Here is a 24,215-nt window from a genome sequence, read left to right on the forward strand (position 1 = left end):
CCTCGCGGGTTTCTTATAGGCTGGAACGGCGAATCAGCCCTGCGCAAGCACGGCCAATAGCAGCAGCGCCACGATATTGGTGATCTTGATCGCCGGATTGACGGCAGGTCCAGCCGTGTCCTTGTAGGGATCGCCAACCGTATCGCCGGTGACCGAAGCCTTGTGCGCTTCGGAGCCCTTGAGATGCTTCACGCCATCCTTGTCGGTGAAACCGTCCTCGAAGGACTTCTTGGCGTTATCCCATGCGCCGCCGCCGGAAGTCATCGAAATGGCCACGAACAGACCGTTGACGATGACGCCGAGCAGCGAAGCTCCGAGCGCCGCGAAGGCCGAAGCCTTGGAGCCCGAAATCAGCAGGACGCCGAAATAGACCACCAGCGGCGCCAGCACCGGCAGCAGCGACGGGATGATCATCTCCTTGATCGCGGCCTTCGTCAGCAGATCGACGGCGCGCGCGTAGTTCGGCTTCGACGTGCCCTGCATGATGCCGGGGTCCTCGCGAAACTGCTTGCGCACCTCCTCCACGATCGAACCCGCCGCACGGCCGACCGCCGTCATGGCGATGCCGCCGAACAGATATGGGATCAGGCCACCGAAGATGAGACCAGCCACCACATAAGGGTTGGAGAGATCGAACGACACCGTGCCGAGATCCGAGAAATAGGGATATCTGTCTGAGTTCTCGGCAAAATACTGGAGGTCGTTCGAATAGGCTGCGAACAGCACCAGCGCGCCGAGACCGGCCGAGCCGATCGCATATCCCTTTGTCACCGCCTTGGTGGTGTTGCCCACCGCGTCGAGCGCATCGGTGGACTGGCGCACTTCTTTCGGCAATCCCGACATTTCGGCGATGCCGCCGGCATTGTCGGTCACCGGCCCGAATGCGTCGAGCGCCACGATCATGCCGGCGAGACCGAGCATGGTGGTCACCGCGATAGCCGTTCCGAACAGACCGGCAAGCTGGTAGGTGGAGATGATACCGCCGACGATGACGATGGCGGGCAGCGCCGTCGATTCCAGCGACACTGCAAGCCCCTGGATGACGTTGGTGCCATGGCCGGTCACGGACGCCTGTGCGATGGAGTTCACCGGGCGCTTGTTGGTGCCGGTGTAGTATTCGGTGATCACCACGATCAGCGCAGTCACCAGCAGGCCGACCAGCCCGCATGCGAACAGGTTTCCACCGGTCAGCACCATGCCGTTGGCGGTGCCCACCTCGCCCCATCCGATGGTCAACTGGTTGGCGACGGCGAGCCCCCCTACGGACAGCACGCCGGTCACGATCAGGCCCTTGTAGAGCGCGCCCATGATCGAACCGTTGGAGCCGAGCTTGACGAAGAAGGTGCCGACGATGGAGGTGATGATGCAGGCGCCGCAGATGGCCAGCGGGTAAAGCATCATCTCGCCAAGGTTCGGCGCATTGCCGAAGAATATGGCGGCCAGAACCATGGTGGCGACCACGGTGACCGCATAGGTCTCGAACAGATCTGCCGCCATGCCGGCGCAGTCGCCGACATTGTCGCCCACATTATCGGCGATGGTGGCGGGGTTGCGTGGATCGTCCTCCGGAATACCGGCTTCCACCTTGCCGACAAGATCGCCGCCGACATCCGCCCCCTTGGTGAAGATGCCGCCGCCGAGGCGCGCAAAGATCGAAATGAGCGAAGCGCCGAAGCCGAGCGCCACCAGCGCATCGACCACCTCGCGGCTGGCCGGCGCGTGGCCCAGCGGGCCGGTGAGCACCCAATAGTAGACGGCGACGCCCAGCAGCGCGAGACCGGCGACGAGAAGGCCGGTGATCGCCCCCGCCTTGAACGCGATGTCGAGACCTGCGGCGAGGCTGTTGGAGGCGGCTTGCGCGGTACGCACATTCGCCCGGACGGACACATGCATGCCGATGAAGCCCGCAGCCCCCGAAAGCACGGCGCCGATCAGGAAACCGAACGCGGCGGTCGCGGACAACAGCCACCACACGAGCACGAAGACGACGACGCCGACGATGGCGATGGTGGTGTATTGGCGCGCCAGATAAGCCTGTGCGCCTTCGCGGATGGCCGCGGAGATTTCCTGCATGCGTGCATTGCCCTGGTCGGCGGCGAGCACCGACTTGGTCGCCCAGACCGCGTAAAGGACAGAAAGCAGGCCGCAGGCGATGACGACATAAAGCATGGTCATTGCCGGATATTCCTCACATTGTGGCCCGCAAGAACCCTCTCTCCCCCGGGCCGTTGCAACCAGGCCGCACCGCATTGTGCAGTGCGACCTAATGTAGCGGCTTAGGCGAAACCTGTGAGCAAGGTCAAGATATTGTTATATTTTTGCCCGGATTTCGCCCAAAAGCAGCATTCCGCGCTGCAAAAAGAGCGCGTATTTCAGCCTTGCTTGAGGTCGCGATCGGGCTGGATCACGTAGATCAGCACCGCCAGCATGGTCATGTAGAACTTGAAGGCGGCTTCCTGTCCGTTCCATGTGCTCGACTGCCACATGGCGAACCACTCGCCGCCGACGACCATGAAACCGAAATACCAGACCAGGAATCCCATGGTCGTGCCGATGATGACGAACTTCTTGGCTTCGTTGAAAGTTTCACCGCTGGCGTTGCGCGCTTGCCACAAGCGCGCCGCCGCGATCAGGAACAGCAAGCAGGTCAGCGCCTCGCCGACGATGATCAACCAGTAGCCCACCGTCCACAAAGTCGGGTTGGCGATGGCCCGGTACATCAGCTTGTTGCCCGGGAAGGTGGTGTCCATCGACAGCACATGCTGGACAAAGGCGTAGTTCGATCCATAGTCGGTGATGTTGCCGAACGCCACCAGGAAAGCGAAAGCGGCGAGACAAAGGCACATGATGATCTTGGAAAGTCGGGAGGTCATGGCGAAAGCTCCTTCAAATGCCCCAACGGGCGCATGAAAGGCTGAGTCCATCACCACAGGCAAGAGAGTGGCGAAGTGAAGCTTGTTCTTACCCGATCCGCGCTTCTGGAAGCGGAACGCGCCGGTATTGCAGCGCCTTTCGAGAAGGTGTCGTTGCCCGGCGAATGCATGACGGGCGACCTCGTCTCGCTCAAGATCGGCGTCACGGAGCATCACTTCATGGTGATTCGCCGGCGTTGGATTGTCACGGAAGAAGGCGCAACGCTCGAAGTGACGCTCGACCACCCGCCGCGACCGGGCGGCCGCTGATCAGCCCGCCTGTGCGCGACGGTCGGCGACGCCCTGCACGGCCAGCATGACAAGGCAAAGGCCGGAGAACGGAAAGAGTATCCACGCGAGCATGTCCCAGCCCCAGGCGTTGTAGACCGCGCCCGACATCAGCGACGCGAAGGCGACGCTGGAGAACAGTACGAAATCATGGAATCCCTGCACCTTGCCCTTCTCTTCCGGCCTGTAGCACTCGGCCACAATGGCGGTAGAGCCGATGAAACCGAAGTTCCAGCCAAGCCCGAGCAGAATCAGGGCCGTCCAGAATTGCCAGAGCTGTATGCCTGAGAGGGCTATGAGGCCGCAGGCGATCAGCAGCATGAAGCCGATCGCGACCATGGTCGGCGCGCCGAAGCGGTTGATCAGACGGCCTGTGAAAAAACTCGGCGCGAACATCGCCATCACGTGCCAGGAAATGCCGAGCGTCGCTTCGTCGGAGGAGAAACCGCAGCCAACCATGGCGAGCGGCGCGCCTGTCATCACGAAAGTCATCAGCGCATAGGAGCCCACCGCGCAGATCAGCGCGGTGATGAAGCGCGGGCGCGTGACGATTTCGATCAGCGGACGACCGGTCGAGACCGCATGCTCCACTTTTTGCACGAAAGGACGGGGGCGCAGTTGCGCCAGAACCAGCGCTCCAATGCCCGCCAGCACCACCAGGGAGGCAAAGGCGCCGGCGAACGCGACGGGCTGCAGCATGTCCTTGGTGAAGATCACCACTTGTGGTCCGATCATGGAGGTGAAAACACCACCGGCAAGCACGAAGGAAATGGCGCGCGCCTTGAAGGCGGGCGGTGCGTTGTCGGCTGCGGCGAAGCGGAATTGCTGCACGAACGCGCCGCCGAAACCCACCACAGCCAAGCCGAATGCGAAAAGCCAGAAGCTCGACTGGTAGAGAGCGATGGTTGCGATCACGCCGCCAAGGGCGGTCAGGCCGGCCCCGGTGAGGAACCCGTCACGCTGGCCAAGCCGGCGTATGATGGCCGCAGCCGGCAGCGCGCCAATGGCGACGCCCACGTTGAAGCCGGTAAGCGGGGCCGTCGCCAGCGACTTGTCCATGTCGAGGAGGTAGTGCCCGGCAAGAGCGCCAAGCGCGAAGCAGATCGGAGCGGCCGAGCCGAGAATGGCCTGAGCGGTGGCGAGGATCAGCGCCGTTCTGCGCGCCTCCCGCTCGACAGCGGGTGTCCGCGCGCCTGATGCAGCCTGTCCCGAGACGCTCATGAAGCCTCCTTGCCCTTTCCTCTCCCCTCGCCGCGGACGCGGCGCGAAATGCGGTCGAGGACTGCGTTGACGAGCTTGGGCTCGTCCTCTTCGTAGAACGCCTTGGCGATGTCGACATATTCCGAGACGATGACCGCGACCGGAACGTCGGCGCGCATCATCAGTTCAAAGGTGCCGGCGCGAAGGATGGCGCGCAGCGTGGAATCGAGCCGCGACAAGGGCCAGTCTTCCGTCAGCGCCTGGCGAACGATCGGGTCGAGCGTCTTTTGCTTTTCAACCACGCCGGCAAGGATCGCACGGAACCACTGCGCATCCGCCTCGCGGTAAAGTGCGCCGTCCACTTCCTTGCCCAGCCGGAAGGCTTCATATTCCGCCGTGATCTCCAGCAATCCGCTGCCGGCGACATCCATCTGGTAAAGAGCCTGCACGGCGGCGAGACGGGCCGCGCCACGCTTGTTGGCCTGTCGTACCGGCGGCTTGGTTTCTTCGGGACCAGTCACGTACGTTCCGCTCCAAGCCGCTCCTGAATCGCGATCATGGCCAACGCCGCCCGCGCCGCGAAGCCGCCCTTGTCGCCTTCGCTGCGACGCGCACGCGCCCACGCCTGCTCCTCGTTTTCGGTGGTGAGGACGCCGTTGCCGATGCAGACCGATTCCTGCACCGAAAGGTCCATCAGCGCACGCGCGGATTCATTGGCGACGATCTCGAAATGATAGGTTTCGCCGCGAATGACAACGCCGAGCGCCACGAAACCGTCGTAGCTTTCCCCGTCCTCTTCCTCGGCGTCGAGCGCGAAGGAAATTACTGCGGGAATCTCGAGCGCGCCCGGCACCGTCACCACGTCATAGTCCGCGCCCGCTTCGTCCAGCGCCGCCTTGGCCCCTTCCAGCAGAGCGTCGGCGAGATCGTCATAGAAACGGGCCTCGATGATGAGCAGCTTTTTCTTCTTGTCCTGGGTCATGGTCCTTGCGTCTCCGGCAGAGCCGGTCATTAGGCCTAAGCGCGCGAGACCGCAAGCCTCACGCGGCAGGGATAGATTGGATCAGTGAAGGCCGGTTCAGTAACCCTGCACGGCCGCTTCTGCAAGTCGCGCAGCATAGCGCGCCATCGTATCGATTTCGAGGTTTACCCGATCACCGGCCTGCCGCTCGCCCCATGTCGTGACCTGCAGCGAATGGTGAATGAGCAGCACGTCGAAGCGCCTGCCGTCCACCTTGTTGACGGTGAGGGAGGTCCCATCCAGAGCGACAGACCCCTTGGGCGCGATAAAGCGCGCGAATTCCGCCGGCGCTTCCAGCGTAAAGCGAACGGCGTCGCCTTCGTCCTGCCGCGCGACGATTTCCGCCGTCGCATCGACATGGCCGGAAACGATATGCCCGCCCAGCTCATCGCCGATCTTCAGCGCACGCTCCAGATTGACCCGCGTTCCCGACTTCCACTGGCCGGCGGTGGTCAGGCGCAACGCCTCCTCCCACGCCTCCACTTCGAACCAGCGCGCATTTGATCCGCCTTCCGCCAGGGCCGTCACCGTCAGGCACACGCCGGAACAGGCTATCGAAGCGCCAATATCGATGGTTTGCGGATCGTAGATGGTTTCGATGCGCAGCCGCACACCCTCCCTGAGCGGCTCGACCGCAGCAACGGTTCCCACATCGGTGACAATACCCGTGAACATCAGACTGTCCTTACCCACTCTGCGAATCCGTCCTGATCGAACCGCATCTCGCGCAGTTTGCGAAAACCGGACGGTATCCGGTCAGGTCCGAGCGGAGCGTCAACGCCCTGTACGCCCACTTCAGCAGGCCCATGAAACAGCACGATCCGGTCCACCAGCCCCTCATCAAGGAAAGACCGCGCCACCGCAGCTCCTCCCTCCACGATGAGGCTGGCTATGCCCAGCGCCGCCAGATCGTCAAGCAGTTCCGGCAGGGCGATCCGGCCGTCATGCACCTCGGTGCCGATGAAGCGTACGCCGTGGCGTTCCAGCGCCAGACGCCTCTGCGCATCGGCCTCGAGATTTGCCGCAACATAGAGCGGCACACGGTCAACGCCGGAAACAAGCCGCGCATCCGGCGGAAGCCTGATGTCGCTGTCCAGCACGATGCGCGCGGGCGACCGGTTCTCCAGTCCCGGCAGACGCACCGTCAGTTCCGGATCATCCTCAAGCGCCGTGCCGATGCCGATCAGGATCGCGTCGGCTTCCGCACGCATCAGATGCACCTCGCGGCGCGCCGCGTCACCGGTGATGGCGACCTGTCCCTGCCCCCTGGCGCCGATCTTGCCATCGCTGGAAAGCGCCATCTTGAGCGTGATCTCCGGCCGCTTCCTTAAAGAACGCATGAGGTAACCGGCAAGCTGGTCCGAGGCCTCCGCAGCCAGCACGCGCTCCGTAACCTCGACGCCGGCTTCCCGCAGAATTGCGTAGCCCTTGCCGGAAACGCGTGGGTCGGGGTCGCTGGCCGCGCCGACGACGCGTGCGACGCCGGCCGCAACGAGAGCTTCCGCGCAGGGCGGCGTCCGCCCGTGATGCGCGCACGGCTCCAGCGTCACATATGCGGTCGCACCCCGCGCCAGTTCGCCGGCTTCGGCCAGGGCCTCGGCTTCGGCATGAGGCCGGCCGCCGACGGCCGTGACCCCGGTTCCGACGATCATCGGCCCGGCTCCGTCATCGCGCACGATGATTGTTCCAACGGACGGATTGGTGGAGGTGCGGCCCAGATTGCGGCGCGACAGGCGCAGCGCCGCCGCCATGAATCTGCGGTCGAGGGCTTCCTGTTCAGAATCGGCGGCATGGTTCATCGGTCAGTCGAGATCCTCGTCGCCCTTGAGTTCGCCCAGAACCTCGTGGAAATCCTTGGCCTCGCGGAAATTGCGATACACGGAAGCGAAGCGCACATAGGCGACGTCGTCCAGGGACTTCAGCGCCTCCATCACCAGCCGCCCGACTTCCGCCGAGGGAATCTCGGTCTCGCCCGAGCTTTCAAGCTGGCGCACGATGCCGGTGACCGCCCGGTCGATACGCTCGGGATCGACGTTACGCTTGCGCACCGCAATCTCCACCGAGCGCAGCAGCTTGTCGCGGTCGAACGGCACCTTGCGGCCCGTCTTCTTGATAACGACCAGATCGCGCAGTTGAACCCGCTCGAACGTTGTGAAGCGCCCTCCGCAATCGGGACATACGCGTCGCCTGCGAATGGCCGAGCCATCTTCCGCAGGACGCGAATCCTTCACCTGCGTATCTTCGGACTGGCAATAGGGACAACGCATGAAAACCCACCCGATTCCTGAATGATGCGAAACTAGAGATTTTCTTCCAGGGTAGGAAGCGCCCGGAGGAAAATGCAGCGACGTCTCCCCATCCGTCTCTCCGGAAAGATAAAAGCAATGGCCGCCACGATACAATCGCGGCGGCCATGCAAATTCCGGCGCTGCCCGGCCCGTTATCCGAGATAGGAATAGAGCGGGAAGCGGTTGGTCAGTTCGACGACCCTCTGCTTCACCGTAGCCTCGACCGCAGCATTGCCCTCATCCGAGTTGGCGGCCTTCAGACCGTCGAGCACCTCGGCGATCAGCTTGCCGACCTCACGGAATTCGGCTTGCCCGAAGCCGCGCGTGGTGCCGGCAGGCGTGCCCAGACGCACGCCGGAGGTCACAAACGGCTTCTCGGGGTCGAACGGGATGCCGTTCTTGTTGCAGGTGATGTTGGCGCGGCCAAGTGCGGCCTCGGCGCGCTTGCCGGTGGCGTTCTTGGGTCGCAGATCGACCAGCATCAGATGATTGTCGGTGCCGCCCGAAACGATGTCGAGGCCGGTTTCCTGAAGGCTGGAGGCCAGCGCCTTGGCGTTGGCGACGACATTGTGCGCATAGAGCTTGAAATCGGGCTGCAGCGCTTCCGCGAAGGCCACCGCCTTGGCAGCTATGACATGCATCAGCGGCCCGCCCTGCAAGCCGGGGAACACGGCCGAATTGATCTTCTTGGCGATATCCTCGTCATTGGTGAGGATCATGCCGCCGCGCGGGCCGCGCAGCGACTTGTGGGTCGTGGTGGTGACCACATGTGCATGAGGAATCGGAGAAGGATGCACGCCGCCGGCGACGAGGCCGGCGATATGGGCCATGTCGACCATCAGCCATGCGCCGACCGCGTCGGCGATTTCGCGGAAACGCTTCCAGTCCCAGATGCGCGAATAGGCGGTGCCGCCGGCAAGGATCAGCTTCGGCTTCACCTCATGCGCCTTGCGCTCCACCTCGTCCATGTCGAGAAGATGATCGTCCTTGCGCACGCCATAGGAAACGACGTTGAACCACTTGCCGCTCATGTTGACCGGCGAGCCGTGCGTGAGATGGCCGCCCGAATTCAGGTCGAGCCCCATGAAGGTGTCGCCCGGCTGCAACAGCGCCAGGAACACGGCCTGATTCATCTGGCTGCCGGAATTGGGCTGCACATTGGCGAACTTGCAGTCGAACAGCTTCTTGGCGCGTTCGATGGCCAGCTCTTCCACAACGTCCACATACTGGCAGCCGCCATAATAGCGCTTGCCGGGATAACCTTCGGCGTATTTGTTGGTGAGCACCGTGCCCTGCGCTTCCATTACGGCGCGCGAAACGATGTTCTCCGAAGCGATCAGCTCGATCTCGTGGCGCTGACGGCCGAGCTCGTTGCGGATCGCGCCGAAAATTTCCGGATCGGCATCCGCGAGAGTTGTTTCAAAGAAAGATTCCAACGAACCGGATGCAGCCGACTGTATCGCCATTACCTGAAATTTCCCTAAGTGGAGTGAACCCGCAGGCCCTTAGCACAGTTGACCTGCCCTATCCACTTTCAGGGCGAAATAAGCTGGCCCTATTGCGCCAGCCATCGCTGGCCCACAGAGTCGGCGCAGTTTTCGGTGCAATGAAAAGGGCCGCCTTGAAGGCGGCCCTTATGAGAGTCCCGCTTTAGCGATCAGAAAGCGGAGGAAATCTTCAGTTCGTCAACGCCGTCCCAGCTATAGATGTCGTCGCGGAACTGCATGACGCCGTCGCCGGTCGACCAGGCGGAGACGTAGAGGAAATGCACCGGCACCGGGTTGGTGACAGCGACCGGTACTGTCTCGCCGGCCTTGATCGCCGCTTCGAATTGCTGCCGGGTCCAGCCGGGCGTGTCGCGCAGGATCCAGGTCACCAGATCGCGAACGTTCTGCACGCGCACGCAACCCGACGAATCGAAGCGCATCATCTGGCCAAACAGGCTCTGCTGCGGCGTATCGTGCATGTAGACGCCATCGGGGCTCGGGAAGTTGATCTTGACCGACGCCATGGCGTTGTTGGTGCCCGGCTCCTGACGGAAACGGTATCTTGCCGCCTCGTCGGTCGACCAGTCCACCGTCAGCGGATCGACCTCGCCGCCGTCCGGCGCGAACAGGCGAATCTTGCTGTCCTTGAGGTAATCCGGATTCTTGCGCATCAGCGGAATGATGTCCTTGCGCACGATGGAGGTGGGCGCCGTCCAGTATGGATTGACGATGATCTCGTTGATCCTCGAGTTCACGATCGGCGTCTGGCGGTCGATCTTGCCGACGATCGCCGTATGCCGCAGCACGACGCGGTCGTTCTCCACCGCCTCGATCTGCGCTGCGGGAATATTGACCAGCACATAGCGGTTGCCAAGCGTGCCGACCTTCTCGCGCAACCGGCCGAGATTGGTCTCGAGCTGGCCAAGGCGCGTTCTGGCGGAAACGTTCATGGCCAGATAGCTGTATTTGCCGAGCACGCCGTCGGCCGGCAGGCCATGGCGCATCTGGAAACGCTTCACCGCGGCATCGACATAAGAATCGAACGACTGCGACAGGCCCGCGTTCTGTGGCAGGTCGCCGGACACCATCAGGCGCTTGCGCAGCGGCACCACGTCGGGATCGATCACGCCCAGCTTGAGTTTCTTGGTGTCGGGCACCCGCTCCCAGCCGCCCTGCGCGACCAGATTGTGATACTGGCCGATCGCCTGTTCGGTATAGGCGATGGTCTGCTGGCTGAAGATCGGGCGCGTGGACTGGACCTTGGCGCTGCCGCTGGCGCGGGCGTCGAACGTATCGCGCCAGCCGCCCTGCCCCGCAGCCCGCAAAATGTCGTCGACTGCGTCCTGGGCACGCGCGCCACCGGCTATGAACGAAGCGGCAAGGGCCGAAGCTCCGGACAGAAACAAACGACGGCTCGTCATCATGGGCGTTCCAGACATATCCAGTCAGTGTTCAGGCAATGCAGCCGGGCACTCTAGGCCCGCGACCTTAATAATTCGCCAACCATGCCGGACTTTGGGCATCAAGCCCGCGCCGCGCCTGAACGGGTTGCTCTTCGTCGGACATCACGCCCGATCCCGCCATTCTCGCTTCCATCGGAATATGGCGGCAACGTGGCGCTGGCCGGCTTTCGGCCCCGCCGGACATGACAAAGGCCGGGCCTTGTGCCTTTGAGGCACCGCCCGGCCAGTCAGCGGGTCATACGCCCGCGCTCGCGACTGCAACTTACATGCGGTAGGCGATGGTGTCGTTCCAGAAGCGATCCAGACGCTGGAGGGCGCGATTCATCTGCTTGAACTCGTCGGTGTTGATGCCGCCGACCTGCTCGATCGAACCGATGTGCCGCTCATAGAGACGCGCCACCACATCCGCCACCTCCATGCCCTTGTCTGTCAGGCTGATGCGCACCGAGCGGCGGTCGAGCTTTGAACGCTCGTGATTGATGAAACCCAGATCGACCAGCTTCTTGACGTTATAGGACACGTTCGAGCCGAGATAGTAACCGCGCGACCGCAGTTCCCCCGCCGTCAGCTCCGCATTGCCGATATTGAACAGAAGCAGCGCCTGGATGGCGTTGATGTCGGAGCGGCCTGCACGTTCAAACTCGTCCTTGATCACGTCAAGAAGACGGCGATGCAACCGTTCAACAAGCTGAAGCGATTCCATATACAACGAACGGATAGCTTCCTGGCTTTCATTCAATACATTAACGGGCGTCGCCGCCGAGCGCTGGTTGTTCATTGTCTTTGCCTCTCGTTTGTCGCCTGGTGATTTTTTGTTTTTCTCACCTTGATCGCGACACTATCGAATACTCATAAAATTCGACTTAAACACCAAGGCTAACAAGAGCTTACCAGCGAGAGCCGTCGAAGACGCTTAACGAATAGTCACGCCTTGCGGGACAATTAACCTAAAAAATGAGCTAATGGATTTACAGAGTCCGGAACGAGCGATGCGATCTACCGCACCGCTTCCGGCCGCTTGCGCATCTGCAGGAGTGCGCGGAAACCGCAATAGGCTGCGGCGACGATCGCATGCGCGACGATTGCGGAAGGGCTGTGGCCGAAATACTGGGGAAAGCCGGCATACATGGCGACCTCGCCGGCCGCGCACAAGAACCAGATGACCGGCCCCCACGAGGCGAGCATCCACAGCCCTGCGGCGGCAAAGGGAAACAGTACCGCGAGGGCCGAGGCCGCGATCTGCCACTGCACCGGCATCAGATCGAAGCGATAGAGATCGCCTGGATAATAGCCGATTAGTCTTATCCAGTAGAGAATGCCCTGAACGAGGCACAGACATGCGACAAGACGCAGGAACACGGCGAACGCAAGGTCGAGCCTGTCCGGAACGAGAGCGGCCCGGGTCGGAAGCCCTGTAGTCACAGCACCAGCTCCCGCTCGCCGAGCGGCGCGAAATAGGCTTCCGCCGCGGCATCGCTCACGTCTTCCAGAGACGGTGGATTCCAGACCGGCGTCGAGCCCTTGTCGACGAGAGCGGCGCGAATGCCTTCATAGAAATCATGGCCGTCCAGCATGCGGTTGAGCACCCTGAACTCCATGCGCATGCAATCGTCCATCGAAAGGCCCGCGCCTTCTCTTATCTCGCGCCATGTGACCTTGAGGCTGGTGGGCGAGCGCGAAAGCATCGTCGCCAGCGTCCGGGCGGCGAAATCGTCACCCGCTTCGGCTTCCTTCTTCAGGCTGGCGAGAACCGCCTCCAGCGTTTCCTGCGAGAAGTGGCGCTCGATGGCGGCGAACGTCCGGGCGTCCGTCTCTGGCGGAACAGCGACATGGAAACGCCTGAGCGTCTCATCCACCTCGCCTGACGCCGTGAGCGCATCCACGAGGTCCTGCTGGCTTGCGGCCCTAATGGTCTGCGTTGCGAGCCCGACAGCCAGCGCATCGCCATAACGCACCCGGTCGCCGGTCAGCGCCATATACATGCCAAAGCCGCCGGGCAGCCGCGACAACACATGGCTGCCGCCCACATCGGGGAAGAAGCCGATGCCCACTTCCGGCATGGCCACCATGGCGTTTTCCGTCATCACCCGATGCGACCCATGGGCCGAAATACCGACGCCGCCGCCCATGACGATGCCGTCGATCAGCGCCACATAGGGCTTGGAGAAGCGCGCAAGCTGCGCATTCATGCGATATTCGTCGGCGAAAAATTCGGCATGGCGCTCGCCCGCCTTGCCGGCGCGATAGACATCCATGATGTCTCCGCCGGCGCAGAAGGCCCGCCCCTCGGCCTTGACCAGCACCAGGCGCACGGCGTCGTCCTTCTCCCATGCATCGAGGGCGGCCGCCAGCGCATGCACCATCTTGCCGGTCAGGGCATTGAGGGCTTTCGGACGTGTCAGCGTCACCACACCGGCCTGCGCCACGATCTCGAAACGGATCTCCTCGCCGCCGCCAAAATCCATCGCCACAGATTCCCTCTCATATCGTCTTGGGAAAAAGTGCTAAGTGCGGCGGCCCGTTACGTCAATGGCACGAAATCATTGCGGCATCGAGCAAAACGGCCACGAGAACAATGATGTCGCATTGGTCAGCGCCCGAGGTCATGTTAGAAAGCCTCCAGAATATGGCTTCGCGGGAAGCCTGAACTTGTGCGCACAAATGAGGACCGGGAATGGCGAATACGGCCGTCCCGCGGAGTTGGTCATGAACAGGTTTGCACCCACCAAAGCGGCAGGTACACGCACCGTAGACGAAGTCACCGGCTCCCGCCGCCTGAGGCGCATGCGCAAGGCTGCATGGTCGCGGCGGCTGGTGCAGGAAAATCACCTCACGGTCGACGATCTGATCTGGCCGATTTTCCTTGTCGAGGGCGAGAATGTTCGCGAGCCGATCGCGGCCATGCCCGGCGTCTTCCGCTTCTCGGTCGATGTTGCCGTGCGCGAGGTGGAACGCGCCGCAAAGCTCGGCATTCCGGCCATCGCCACCTTCCCCAAGGTGGATGTAGCGTTGCGCGATGTCACCGGCTCTCTGATCCTGGACCCCGACAACCTCACCAACCGCGCCACCCGCGCCATCAAGGAGGCGGTGCCGGAAATCGGCGTCATCACCGACGCCGCCCTCGATCCCTTCACCAGCCATGGCCATGATGGGGTGCTGCGCAACGGCGTCATCGTCAACGACGAGACTGTTGAGCAGATCGCGGTGGGCGCAGTGCTCCAGGCCGCCGCCGGCGCTGACATCATCGCGCCTTCCGACATGATGGACGGCCGTATCGGCGTCATCCGTTCCGCTCTGGACGACAACGGGTTCCAGGACGTGGCCATCATGTCCTATGCGACCAAGTTCGATTCGGCCTTCTATGGCCCTTATCGCGACGCCATCGGCACCGCCGGCCTGCTGCAAGGCGACAAGAAGACCTATTATATCAACGCCGCCAATTCCGCCGAGGCGCTGCGCGAGACCGAGCAGGACATCCTGGAAGGCACGGATATGGTCATGGTGAAGCCCGGCCTGCCCTATCTCGACATCATCCGCCTGCTCAAGGACGCCTTCGCCCTTCCCACCTTCGCCTATCAGGTTTCCGGCGAATACTCGATGATCCAGGCCGCCGCCGCCAATGGCTGGATCGACGGCGAGCGCGCCATGATGGAATCGCTGCTGGCCTTCAAGCGCGCCGGCGCGGACGGCGTTCTCACCTATTTCGCCCCGACCGTGGCCGAGAAGCTGAAAGGGTGAGCGGCGCAAATTCCGCCGCAGAGACAGCCAGCCAGCCATCCGACCAGCCGCAGGAAACGGGTTACGACCGCCACTGGCGTCGCAACCTCGGCGTCTGTTTCGCCGGCTCCTTCGCCACCATCGTGGCGATGACCCTGCTTCTTCCGTTCCTGCCGCTCTATGTCGAGCAGCTTGGCGCCGCAAGCCACGCCAGCATCGTGCAGTGGTCGGGCATCGCCTATGGCGCGACATTCTTCGCCGCGGCGCTTGTCGCTCCTCTTTGGGGCCGGCTCGGCGACCGTTACGGCCGCAAGCTGATGCTGGTGCGCGCCAGCCTCGGCATGGCCATATGCATGTCGCTGATGGGCATGGCCCAGAGCGTGGAGCAGCTCGTCCTGTTGCGCCTTCTGGTTGGTCTGGCTGGCGGCTATGCTTCGGGCTCGACCATCCTCGTCGCCATGCAGACGCCGAAAGAGCGGTCAGGCTGGGCGCTGGGCGTTCTTTCCACCGGCATCATGGCCGGAAATCTTGTCGGCCCGCTCATTGGAGGCCTGCTGCCGCCCCTGATCGGCATTCGCGCCACCTTCATGCTTTCCGGCGGAGCTATATTCATTGCCTTTCTGGCCACCGCCCTGCTCATAAAGGAGGAGCGCAGGCCCGGGAAAACCGCCAGCAGGAAGCGAGCGGGCGCGTGGGCCGCCATTCCGGGCAAGCGACCGGTGGTGGCCATGCTGGCGACAGGCATGCTGCTGATGTTCGCCAACATGTCGATCGAGCCGATCATCACCGTCTATGTTGCCCAACTGATCGAGGACCAGGCGCATGTCACGCTGATGGCCGGCGTCGTCATGTCAGCAACGGCGCTTGGCAGCATCGTGTCGTCAGCATGGCTCGGCAAGCTGGCGGACCGCGTGGGCCACTGGAATGTGGTGATCGGCGCGCTGGGCGCAGCCGCCCTGCTGCTCGTGCCGCAGGCGTTCGTCACCGCAGGCTGGCAACTGGTCGCGCTGCGTTTCCTCATGGGGCTGGCGCTGGGTGGCCTGTTGCCGTCGATCACCAGCGTCATCCGCCACAATGTGCCGGACGGCGTCGGCGGCAATGTGCTCGGCTATGCGATCTCCGCACAATATGTCGGACAGGTGGCCGGACCAGTGCTCGGCGGCTTCGTGGGCGGGCATATCGGCATGGAGGCCGTCTTCCTCGGCACGTCGGTGCTGCTTGGTCTCGGGGCCTTGTGGAACTGGCTTATCCGCAGGGGCGATTTGCCGGATTGATTTGTCACGCATCGCGCCCATAGCTGCGCGCCGCAACCATGTTTTCAGCTTCCGATTCGTGCGAGGAGCAGTTCCAGATGAACAATCGTATTCCCGTCTTCGTCGCCGGTCTTGTCGGCACGGCAGGTGTCGCGCTTTCGGCGGCGGCCTCGCATGGAGGCGGCCCCTTCACCGCCACGGCCGCGTCATTCATGCTGATGCACGCGCCCGTGCTGCTCGCCATCGGGCTGCTCACCGCCAACCGCACATTGCACGTCGCCAGCCTCATCCTGATTGCAGGCCTTGTGCTGTTCTGCGGCGATCTTCTGATGCGCGATTTTGCTGGTGCGCGCCTGTTTCCGTTCGCCGCTCCGACAGGCGGAACCCTGCTTATGACCGGCTGGCTCGCAATCGCGCTTGCCGCGCTTCGCCCCGCAAAAGCTGCGGAATAGGGTGCGATTCTTGAAAATTCGCCGACATGCACCATCTGAAGCCTGAAGGAACCCGTAACCGAAAGGCTTCGAATCCAAATGAACGCCCGCGTTCTCGACGGTGAGATCATCACCAGCCGGCTGGATGACATCCGCGCCTATGACGGCGTGCGCACGCGCCGCGTGCTGGCCTTCGTGATCGATTATCTGATGGTCGGCCTGCTTTCGATCCCGTTCGCCGTTCTTGTGCTGCTTCTCGGCATCATCACCTTCGGCCTTGGCTGGGCGCTGTACGGCTTTCTGTTGCCCGTCGTGGCGCTCACCTATGTCTGGTTCACGCTGGGCGGCAGGAATCAGGCCACCACCGGCATGAAGCTGATGAACCTTCGCCTCGAACGGCTGGATGGACGGCCGGTCGACGGCGTCTTTGCGATGGTGCATTCGGTGCTGTTCTGGGCCGGCAACGTCATCCTGACGCCGCTCGTGCTTCTGATCACACTGTTTTCGGATCGCAAGCGCACTCTGCACGACCTGCTGCTCGGCACGGTCGTGGTGCGTAGCGATCGCTGAGAGCCTTGCGCGCGTCAGGCGCAAGGCTTACGCTGCGAACCGATGGGGATGGAGCTCCCCGAAACCGCCGGGAACGGCTGATGGCTCCTGTCGCAACGAAATCGCGGCAGGAGTGCGTCTGAAAAAGGCCCCGCCGCATGGCGGGGTTTTTTGTGCCCGGCCGGTAAGAAGGAACGGAAACCGATGTCGTTCACCTCCTGTCTCGCAGTCGCTCTCGGGGGCGCGTTGGGAAGTCTCGCACGCTACCTGCTTTCCGCGGCGGCGCAGCCGATCAGCGGCTCGCTGCCATGGGGCACGATCATCATCAACATAGCCGGCTCCTTCCTCATCGGCCTGTTCGGCACGCTGACGCTGGCGCAGGGCCGCTATCCGGTTTCGGAAAATGTGCGCCTTCTGGTCATGGTCGGCATATGCGGCGGCTTCACCACCTTTTCCGCCTTCAGCCTGCAGACGCTGGAGCTCATGCGTAGCGGAGCGATGGGGCGAGCCGCAATCAATGTGATCGCCTCCGTGGTGCTGTGCGTCGGCGCGGTCGCCGTCGGCCATTTCACCGCCACATGGTTCAACCGCGACGTGCGCATCGTTCAGTTGGCCATCGAGGAAGAAAGCGGGCCCGCGCAAACGTCTTGAATTTTTCGGAGAACGGGCCAAGCTATCAATTGTCGCGGAGTTCGCTTGCCAGATGACGCAGCACCTGACCCAATCGCCGCAGTTCTTCCTGACTGCGCCCTCGCCTTGCCCCTATCTTGAGGGGCAGTTCGAACGCAAGGTCTTCACCCATCTCGTCGGCAACAAGGCTGCGGAGATGAACGACCTGCTGACGCAAGGCGGGTTCCGGCGCTCGCAGAACATCGCCTATCGCCCGGCCTGCGAGACCTGCCGCGCCTGTGTTTCGGTACGCATCCTCGCGCAGGAATTTGAAATCAGCCGCAGCATGCGGCGGGTGCTTCAGCAGAATCAGGATCTGGTGAGCACCATGAGCGACGCCCAGCCCTCGACGGAACAATATTCCCTGTTCCGAACCTATCTCGACGCCCGCCACCGCCTTGGCGGCATGTCCGACATGACGGTCCTCGACTATGCGATGATGGTTGAGGACACCCATGTCGACACAAAGATCATCGAATACCGCAGGCGCGGTCCTGACAGCTTCATCACCGGCAAGGGCGAAGGCGAACTGATGGCTGTCGCCCTCACCGACCGCATGGCCGACGGACTGTCCATGGTCTATTCCTTTTTCAATCCCGATATGGACGAGCGCTCGCTGGGCACCTTCATGATCCTCGACCATATCGAGCGCACGCGCGCCATGGGTCTGCCCCATGTCTATCTCGGCTATTGGGTCAATGGCTCGCGCAAGATGGGCTACAAGATGCGCTTCCAGCCCCAGGAGCACCTTGGTCCGAAGGGTTGGGAGCGCTATCAGGTCAAATAAAGCGCCCCCGCCGCCTCACAGCGGGAAATACGCCCGAACCGGGCTGCATTTGCTGAATATTTCTGTCTTGTTCCCGCCGCCTGCCGGAGTTGTCGCCTTGCCCAAAAATATCGACCAGCACACAAGGGGTCTGCTACTGACAGCCTTCGGCGGCATGGCGCTGACCATCGACATTCCCCTTATCAAGCTCGCGGATGGCGATTCCTGGTCGATCCTGTTCGTACGAAGCGCCACGACCTTCACGGTGGGGCTCCTGATGTGGGCGATCTGGCGGTTCTTTTCCGCCGACGCGCCCAGGCTCGTGCCCGGCCGCACCGGATTGATCGTCGCGGGACTCTACGGCGTCAGCTCGATCATGTTCATCACCGCCGTCTTCAACACCTCGACGGCGGACCTCGTCTTCATCCTTGCCTTCAACACCATGTTCTCGGCGCTGTTGTCATGGCTGTTTTTGCGTGAGCGCCCCCGTCCGCAAACTCTGCTCGCCATGGCGCTTATGATCGTGGGAATTTCGATCATCGTCGGCTCGTCGCTTGGAACAGGCAACCTGTTCGGCAACCTCGTCGCCATGCTTGCCGCCTTCCTGCTGTCCTGCGCAATCACCGTTTCGCGCTCAAGCGGGCAGGACATGGGTTTCACCGCGCTCGTCGGCGTCATCCTGCCATGCCTTGTCGCGGCTTTCATGGTTTCGAAAAACGGCCTGCACATCGCCGAGCCAGGCTGGATCATCTTCAACGGCGCGGTGGTCATGCCGATATCGTTCTTCTGCCTCGCCAACGGCCCCAGATACATTTCCGCGCCCGAGGTGGCGATGTTCTATCTTCTGGAGACCGTTCTGGCTCCGGTCTGGGTCTGGATGATCTTTTCCGAGACGCCGACCCGCAACAGCCTGATCGGCGGCGCGATCCTCATCCTGACGCTCGTCGGTCATTCGTTCTGGCAGTTGCGCGAGGGCCGCAGGAGACGCGCTACGCTGGCCCTGCGCCATCCTGCCTGAAAGCAGGCTAGGCCTCGAAAATCAGCTTTCAGCCGGCGCGGTCTCGCCCGCCTTGTAACGCGCGGCTGACGGACCTTGCTCCGCTTCGACGACGGCCTCCGTCGTCACCACAGGCACGATGGCTGTTTCGGTGACGTCGACCTCATGCTGCCACTCACGCCAGATGGCGACGAGAAGCGCCATCAACACGGGACCGACGAAGAGACCGACAAAGCCCATCGTCTTCACGCCGCCGACCAGCCCGAAGAAGGTCGGCAGGAACGGCAGCTTGATCGGCCCGCCGACCAGCTTGGGGCGCAAGGTCTTGTCGACGATGAAAAGTTCGACCGAACCCCATATGAACAGGCCAATGCCGGCAAGTGGCGAACCGCTGGCCACGAGATAGAGCGAGACAAGGGTGAAGGAGAGCGGAGCGCCGCCGGGAATGAGGGCCATCAGCCCTGTTAGCGCGCCAAGCGTCACGGGCGAGGGCACACCGGCCAGCCAGTAGGCGATGCCCAGCACCACGCCCTCGCCTATTGCGATCAGCGTCATGCCGGTGACGGTGGAACTGATGGTGGCGGGGACGACGCGCGAAAAACGCTCCCACCGCGCTGGCAGGATACGCTCGCCGATGCGGTCGACCTGCGCCGCGAAGGCTTCGCCGTCGCGATACGTGAAGAACAATGCGATCAGCATGAACAGCAAGGCGAGCAGCAGGCTGAAAGCGCTGCCGCCGGCGGCGACGACGCCGCGATAGATGCTGCCGATATTTGCGCCGCTGACGAGCTGGATCACTTCGCCGATGCCGCCGGGATGATCGATGGTCGTGGACCATTGCAGCGCCAGCCACTCACCGATGATTGGCAGGGCCGCAATCCATTCGGGAACCGGAGCGCCGTGGCGATTGGCCTCGACCGCCCAGACCACCCAGTCATGGATTTCGTTGAAGGCGTACATGCCCGCGAGCACGATCGGCACGATGAGGAAGGTGAGGATGAGCAACAGCGCGCAACTCGCCGCCATCGTCCTGTTGCCGTTAACGGCGGCCAGCAGGCGACGGTAAAGCGGCCAGCTCGCGAAGGCGATGACCAGCGCCGCCAGAACCGGCACGAGAAAACCGTGAAAGAAGTAGACGCCCGCAGCGACGATCAGGATCAGCAGCCAGCGAGCCGCCGACAGCGGCTGGATCAGCGCCGCCCTCACCGGCGCGGCGCGCCCCATGAGGCGGAGCTGGCGCCCGTTCGTCTGGCTGTCCTGATCTTTCAAACGCCGCGCCTCCAGTCGACTCGTTTCGCTCGGCTCCACCTTGCTTCAGCATAGTGCAGCAAACATTACGACAAGCCAATCACCGTGAAGATGAAGAAAAATAGTGTCGGAAGCGTGTTCGCAGCGAGTCCCAGCCAGCCCGAATCCTGATTCAAACGGTCAGAAAACTCTGCCAACATTCTGAAATCAGAATGGTTTCAGCTCAGCCAAACTTGCCGGTGCGCGGAAACCCCTTTGGAACCATCCGCCCGGCCGATGCACGCGCGCCGATCCACTCGTCGAGTTCCGCTTGCGTGCGCGTGAAGGTGCGCTCCGCGGAATCCTGCCAGGTCAGGCCGGCATCCATGGCGAAGGTCTTGAGATCGAGCACGCCTCCGGACTTGTACTTCTGCAGCCGGACGCCCTTGCCGCGCGTCATTTCCGGGATTTCCGACGCTACAAAGACCAGCATCTTGCGGTTTTCACCGACGATGGCGACATGATCGCCCGTCGCCGGAATACAGAAGCGCGCCTCGTCGGGTGTCTTGACGTTCATCACCTGGCGGCCCTTGCGGGTATTGGCGACGACCTCGTCCTCCGAGACAAGGAACCCATTGCCCTGATGCGAGGCGAGCAGCAGTTTGCGCTTCGGCTCATGCACGAAGGCCGTGACGATATCCTGATCGGTCTCCATATCGACCATGATGCGGATCGGCTCGCCATGACCACGCCCTCCGGGCAGTCTGTCGGCGCCTATGGTGTAGAACTTGCCGCCTGTGGTGAAGACGAGGATCTTGTCTGTCGTCTGGGCATGGAAGGCGAGCTTGAGGCTGTCGCCCTCCTTGAAGGAAAGCTGGGAATAGTCGGCGAGATGCCCTTTCATGGCGCGCAGCCAGCCCTTTTCCGAGACGACCACCGTGACCGGCTCCTTCTCGATCATCGCCTGCGCAATATCGGTGAGGTCATGTTCCGGGGCCTCGGCGAAGGTCGTGCGGCGTGGTCCGAGTTCCTTGTTTTCCTCCGGGCCGAAATCGCGGCGGATGGTCTGGATTTCCCAGGCGATGGTGTTCCACTGCTTCTGCTCGTCGCCAAGCAGGGTTTCGATCTGCTGCTTTTCCTCGGTAAGGGCGTCGAACTCCTTGCGGATTTCAAACTCTTCCAGCTTGCGCAGGGAGCGCAACCGCATGTTGAGGATGGCTTCCGCCTGCATGTCGCTGAGATCCCAACGCCCCATCATGACGGGCTTGGGCTCATCCTCCTCGCGGATGATGCGGATCACCTCGTCGATGTTGAGATAGGCGATGAGGTAGCCTGCGAGGATTTCCAGACGCCGCTCGATCTCGGCCAGGCGGTGGCGCGAACGGCGCAGCAACACCTCGCGGCGGTGATCCAGCCACTCGCGCAGCACGCTTTTCAGCGAAAGCACGTTCGGCACCTTGCCGCGCGAAAGCACGTTCATATTGAGCGAGAAGCGGCTCTCAAGCTCGGTGAGCTTGAACAGCGACTCCATCAGGATGCCGGGATCGACGGTGCGGCTCTTGGGCGCCAGGACGATGCGGATATCCTCCGCGCTCTCGTCGCGGATGTCTTCCAGCAACGGCAGCTTGCGCGCGATCAGCAGTTCGGCGATCTTCTCGATCAGCCGCGATTTCTGCACGCCATAGGGTACTTCGGTGACCGCGATCACCCATGTGCCGCGCCCCTGGTCTTCCTGGTGCCAGCGGGACCGCACGCGGAAGGAGCCGCGGCCGGTGCGATAGGCCTCGGCGATCGACGCGCGGCTGTCGATGACGATGCCGCCGGTCGGGAAATCCGGCCCTTGAACGAAATCCATCAGACGGCCGTCGGAAACGTCCTGTCCGGACTTGACGCCGTCGATCAGGCAAAGGGCTGCGTCGCACAGCTCGGCGGCGTTGTGCGGCGGGATTGAAGTCGCCATGCCCACCGCAATTCCGGAGGAACCATTGGCGAGCAGGTTCGGAAACGCGCCCGGCAGAACGACCGGTTCCTCGTCTTCTTCGTTGTAGGTCAGGCGAAAATCGACCGCATCCTCGGTGATCCCGGCGAGCAGTTCGGTCGCCACGTCGGTCATGCGCGCTTCCGTGTAGCGCATGGCGGCGGCGTTATCGCCGTCGATATTGCCGAAATTTCCCTGCCCGTCGACCAGCGGGTAGCGCATCGAAAAACTCTGCGCCAGCCGCACCAACGCGTCATAGATCGACTGGTCGCCGTGCGGATGGAACTTGCCCATGACCTCGCCGACGATACGGGCGCATTTAGCGAAACCCTGATCGGGATTCAGGCGTAATAACCGCATGGCGTGCATGATGCGCCGGTGGACGGGTTTGAGGCCGTCACGCACGTCCGGCAGCGCGCGATGCATGATGGTCGACAACGCATAGGCAAGATAACGCTCTTCGAGCGCCTGCTTCAGGTCGACCGGTTCGATATGATCGCCGCCATCACCGGGCGGCAGAAGGCTCTTTCCCATGGGGTTTGACTATCCGAGGCTCCGATTCGCGGCAAGGGCAAGAGGGTCGTCAAGAACCCTTTCGATCACCGAAAAATGCAACCGGCTTCGCTATTTTGACGTGAATTTCCACCAATGGGTCAAAATTGGCCTTGCTCATGCCCTGCTGCTACGGACAGATGCAGGAATATTCCTTTCAAGAAATCTTTGGAGCCCATGATGAGCCTTCAACGCAAAAACTGGAACAGGCTGGCCGTTTCGACCTTCCTTTTCGCGCTGGCTGTTGGTCCGGCGTCGGCTCAGAGCGTCGATGACGTGGCCGCGCGCCTGAAGTCCACCTTCAGCGAGCAAGGCATCGAAATCGACTGGGCCGGCGTTTCCGGCGACACATCCTCCATGCGGCTTCAGGGCGTGAAGTTCAAGCCGGCCGGCGTGGAGGACGCCATGGACATCGGCGATGTGACGCTGGAAGGCGTCAGCGAGGCGAACGGCGATTACACGATCAACACCGTTTCCACGTCCGCCTATTCCCGCAGTGAAGGCGAGTTGTCGTTCGAAATGAGCCCGTTCATCATGCGCGACGTGGTTCTTTTCGCCGATGGGACCAACAGCCCGTTCGGCGGCATGCTTTATTACCGCGCGGCCAATCTGGACAACCTTGTCGTCAAATCAACCGGCAAGACGGCGTTCTCCGCATCCGGCATTGCGATTGAAATGTCGGAGTTCGATGGCGGCAAGCCTGTTTCCATGTCGGCCACTGTTCCCGCTTTCACCAGCGATCTCACACTGGTTGAAGATCCAAGGTACAAGGACGCCATCGAGGCTCTGGGCTATCAGAACATCAACGGCTCCGCGCTGATGGAAGGAAGCTGGGACCCGGCCGACGGCAAGATGGACATCTCAAAGTACGACATAAAGGTCGATGACGCCGGCACCTTCGGCATAACCTTCAGCATCGGCGGATATACCGTCGAGTTCATCAAGTCCGTGCAGGAACTGCAAAAGCAGATGGCGGCCATGCCCGAGGACGCTGACAATTCCGCGCAGGGCATGGCGATGCTCGGCCTCATGCAACAGCTCAGCTTCAACGGCGCTACGATCCGCTTCACCGACGATTCGCTGACCAACAAGGTCCTCGACTATGTCGGAAAGCAGCAGGGCATGTCCGGCAAGGATGTCGCGAACCAGGCCAAGGCCATCGTGCCGTTCGGCCTCGCCCAGTTGCAGAACCCCGATCTGGCGGCGCAGGCCTCGGCGGCCGTGAACCAGTATTTCGATGATCCGCGCAGCCTTGAAATTCTGGCCAACCCCGCATCGCCTGTGCCGTTCGCCATGATCATGGCCGACGCCATGGCCAATCCGGCCAACCTGACCAGGACGCTCGGCGTCGCGGTCCAGGCCAATCAGAACTGAGCGGCAAAGGCGCAAACAAAAGGCCGCATCGGAAACGATGCGG

The 24,215-nt window shown here is 62.4% G+C and carries 24 protein-coding genes and 1 riboswitch; of the genes, 9 read left to right on the forward strand and 15 right to left on the reverse strand.

What is annotated here, in order from left to right:
- Positions 1–33: 33 nt before the first annotated feature.
- On the reverse strand, positions 34–2,175 hold the full coding sequence (locus ABID44_RS02445) for a sodium-translocating pyrophosphatase (RefSeq protein ID WP_354150079.1): 2,142 nt from the start codon (positions 2,173–2,175) through the stop codon (positions 34–36).
- Between the two features lie 197 nt (positions 2,176–2,372).
- Positions 2,373–2,873: a DUF2165 family protein gene (locus tag ABID44_RS02450; protein WP_354150080.1), complete on the reverse strand. Its 501-nt coding sequence runs from the start codon at positions 2,871–2,873 to the stop codon at positions 2,373–2,375.
- A gap of 75 nt (positions 2,874–2,948) precedes the next feature.
- On the opposite strand from ABID44_RS02450, the gene ABID44_RS02455 reads away from it, so the two are divergent.
- Positions 2,949–3,182 carry a hypothetical protein gene (locus tag ABID44_RS02455; RefSeq protein WP_354150081.1) on the forward strand — a complete coding sequence of 78 codons (234 nt, stop codon included), beginning with the start codon at positions 2,949–2,951 and terminating at the stop codon, positions 3,180–3,182.
- On the opposite strand, the gene ABID44_RS02460 is transcribed toward ABID44_RS02455, so the two are convergent.
- From ABID44_RS02460 to ABID44_RS02510, 11 genes are all read right to left on the reverse strand, one after another.
- Positions 3,183–4,421: an MFS transporter gene (locus tag ABID44_RS02460; protein WP_354150082.1), complete on the reverse strand. Its 1,239-nt coding sequence runs from the start codon at positions 4,419–4,421 to the stop codon at positions 3,183–3,185.
- Positions 4,418–4,921, reverse strand: a complete 504-nt coding sequence (nusB, locus tag ABID44_RS02465; RefSeq protein WP_354150083.1) for a transcription antitermination factor NusB — start codon at positions 4,919–4,921, stop codon at positions 4,418–4,420. Before nusB ends, ABID44_RS02460 begins: the two co-directional genes overlap by 4 nt.
- Positions 4,918–5,382, reverse strand: coding sequence for a 6,7-dimethyl-8-ribityllumazine synthase (locus tag ABID44_RS02470; protein ID WP_354150084.1), 465 nt, complete (start codon positions 5,380–5,382; stop codon positions 4,918–4,920). Before ABID44_RS02470 ends, nusB begins: the two co-directional genes overlap by 4 nt.
- A gap of 96 nt (positions 5,383–5,478) precedes the next feature.
- Entirely contained in the window at positions 5,479–6,096 is a 618-nt protein-coding gene (locus ABID44_RS02475) for a riboflavin synthase (RefSeq protein ID WP_354150085.1), read from the reverse strand.
- Positions 6,096–7,220 carry a bifunctional diaminohydroxyphosphoribosylaminopyrimidine deaminase/5-amino-6-(5-phosphoribosylamino)uracil reductase RibD gene (ribD, locus tag ABID44_RS02480; RefSeq protein WP_354150086.1) on the reverse strand — a complete coding sequence of 375 codons (1,125 nt, stop codon included), beginning with the start codon at positions 7,218–7,220 and terminating at the stop codon, positions 6,096–6,098. Before ribD ends, ABID44_RS02475 begins: the two co-directional genes overlap by 1 nt.
- A 3-nt stretch (positions 7,221–7,223) precedes the next feature.
- Positions 7,224–7,688, reverse strand: a complete 465-nt coding sequence (gene nrdR / locus ABID44_RS02485; protein ID WP_354150087.1) for a transcriptional regulator NrdR — start codon at positions 7,686–7,688, stop codon at positions 7,224–7,226.
- 173 nt (positions 7,689–7,861) lie between these two features.
- The gene (glyA, locus tag ABID44_RS02490) at positions 7,862–9,175 is read right to left on the reverse strand and encodes a serine hydroxymethyltransferase (RefSeq protein WP_354150088.1); all 1,314 of its coding nucleotides are present in this window, start codon (positions 9,173–9,175) and stop codon (positions 7,862–7,864) included.
- 191 nt (positions 9,176–9,366) lie between these two features.
- The gene (locus ABID44_RS02495; protein WP_354150089.1) at positions 9,367–10,620 is read right to left on the reverse strand and encodes a L,D-transpeptidase family protein; all 1,254 of its coding nucleotides are present in this window, start codon (positions 10,618–10,620) and stop codon (positions 9,367–9,369) included.
- A 301-nt stretch (positions 10,621–10,921) separates the two neighbouring features.
- Positions 10,922–11,437 (reverse strand): transcriptional regulator LdtR, encoded by a 516-nt coding sequence (ldtR, locus tag ABID44_RS02500; protein WP_354150090.1) that lies wholly within the window; start codon positions 11,435–11,437, stop codon positions 10,922–10,924.
- Positions 11,438–11,655: 218 nt separating this feature from the next.
- Positions 11,656–12,081: a DUF6163 family protein gene (locus ABID44_RS02505; protein ID WP_354150091.1), complete on the reverse strand. Its 426-nt coding sequence runs from the start codon at positions 12,079–12,081 to the stop codon at positions 11,656–11,658.
- Positions 12,078–13,124: an enoyl-CoA hydratase/isomerase family protein gene (locus ABID44_RS02510; RefSeq protein ID WP_354150092.1), complete on the reverse strand. Its 1,047-nt coding sequence runs from the start codon at positions 13,122–13,124 to the stop codon at positions 12,078–12,080. The genes ABID44_RS02505 and ABID44_RS02510 overlap by 4 nt, the downstream gene beginning before the upstream one ends.
- Before the next feature lie 241 nt (positions 13,125–13,365).
- Between ABID44_RS02510 and hemB the strand changes: the two genes are divergently transcribed.
- The 7 genes from hemB to ABID44_RS02545 all read left to right on the forward strand — a co-directional run bounded on the left by hemB (position 13,366) and on the right by ABID44_RS02545 (position 19,062).
- Positions 13,366–14,397 carry a porphobilinogen synthase gene (gene hemB / locus ABID44_RS02515; protein WP_354150093.1) on the forward strand — a complete coding sequence of 344 codons (1,032 nt, stop codon included), beginning with the start codon at positions 13,366–13,368 and terminating at the stop codon, positions 14,395–14,397.
- A complete protein-coding gene (locus ABID44_RS02520; protein ID WP_354150094.1) occupies positions 14,394–15,650 on the forward strand; it encodes an MFS transporter in 1,257 nt (418 codons plus the stop codon). The genes hemB and ABID44_RS02520 overlap by 4 nt, the downstream gene beginning before the upstream one ends.
- A gap of 77 nt (positions 15,651–15,727) precedes the next feature.
- Positions 15,728–16,081 (forward strand): DUF423 domain-containing protein, encoded by a 354-nt coding sequence (locus ABID44_RS02525; RefSeq protein WP_354150095.1) that lies wholly within the window; start codon positions 15,728–15,730, stop codon positions 16,079–16,081.
- Positions 16,082–16,159: 78 nt separating this feature from the next.
- Complete coding sequence (locus ABID44_RS02530) at positions 16,160–16,630, forward strand: RDD family protein (protein ID WP_354150096.1); 471 nt, start codon at positions 16,160–16,162, stop codon at positions 16,628–16,630.
- Positions 16,631–16,665: 35 nt separating this feature from the next.
- Positions 16,666–16,727: riboswitch (Fluoride riboswitch) on the forward strand.
- Between the two features lie 86 nt (positions 16,728–16,813).
- Positions 16,814–17,260, forward strand: coding sequence for a fluoride efflux transporter CrcB (crcB, locus tag ABID44_RS02535; RefSeq protein ID WP_354150097.1), 447 nt, complete (start codon positions 16,814–16,816; stop codon positions 17,258–17,260).
- 52 nt (positions 17,261–17,312) lie between these two features.
- Positions 17,313–18,065, forward strand: coding sequence for an arginyltransferase (locus ABID44_RS02540; protein ID WP_354150098.1), 753 nt, complete (start codon positions 17,313–17,315; stop codon positions 18,063–18,065).
- A 97-nt stretch (positions 18,066–18,162) separates the two neighbouring features.
- Positions 18,163–19,062 (forward strand): DMT family transporter, encoded by a 900-nt coding sequence (locus ABID44_RS02545; protein ID WP_354150099.1) that lies wholly within the window; start codon positions 18,163–18,165, stop codon positions 19,060–19,062.
- Between the two features lie 21 nt (positions 19,063–19,083).
- On the opposite strand, the gene ABID44_RS02550 is transcribed toward ABID44_RS02545, so the two are convergent.
- Both ABID44_RS02550 and parC read right to left on the reverse strand, forming a co-directional pair.
- Positions 19,084–20,265 carry an AI-2E family transporter gene (locus ABID44_RS02550; RefSeq protein WP_354150194.1) on the reverse strand — a complete coding sequence of 394 codons (1,182 nt, stop codon included), beginning with the start codon at positions 20,263–20,265 and terminating at the stop codon, positions 19,084–19,086.
- A gap of 247 nt (positions 20,266–20,512) precedes the next feature.
- A complete protein-coding gene (gene parC / locus ABID44_RS02555; protein ID WP_354150100.1) occupies positions 20,513–22,780 on the reverse strand; it encodes a DNA topoisomerase IV subunit A in 2,268 nt (755 codons plus the stop codon).
- 198 nt (positions 22,781–22,978) lie between these two features.
- On the opposite strand from parC, the gene ABID44_RS02560 reads away from it, so the two are divergent.
- Positions 22,979–24,172, forward strand: coding sequence for an aq_1923 C-terminal domain (locus ABID44_RS02560; RefSeq protein WP_354150101.1), 1,194 nt, complete (start codon positions 22,979–22,981; stop codon positions 24,170–24,172).
- Positions 24,173–24,215 lie beyond the last annotated feature (43 nt).

The organism is Aquamicrobium ahrensii (genome assembly GCF_040545755.1).
Lineage (GTDB): Bacteria > Pseudomonadota > Alphaproteobacteria > Rhizobiales > Rhizobiaceae > Mesorhizobium > Mesorhizobium ahrensii.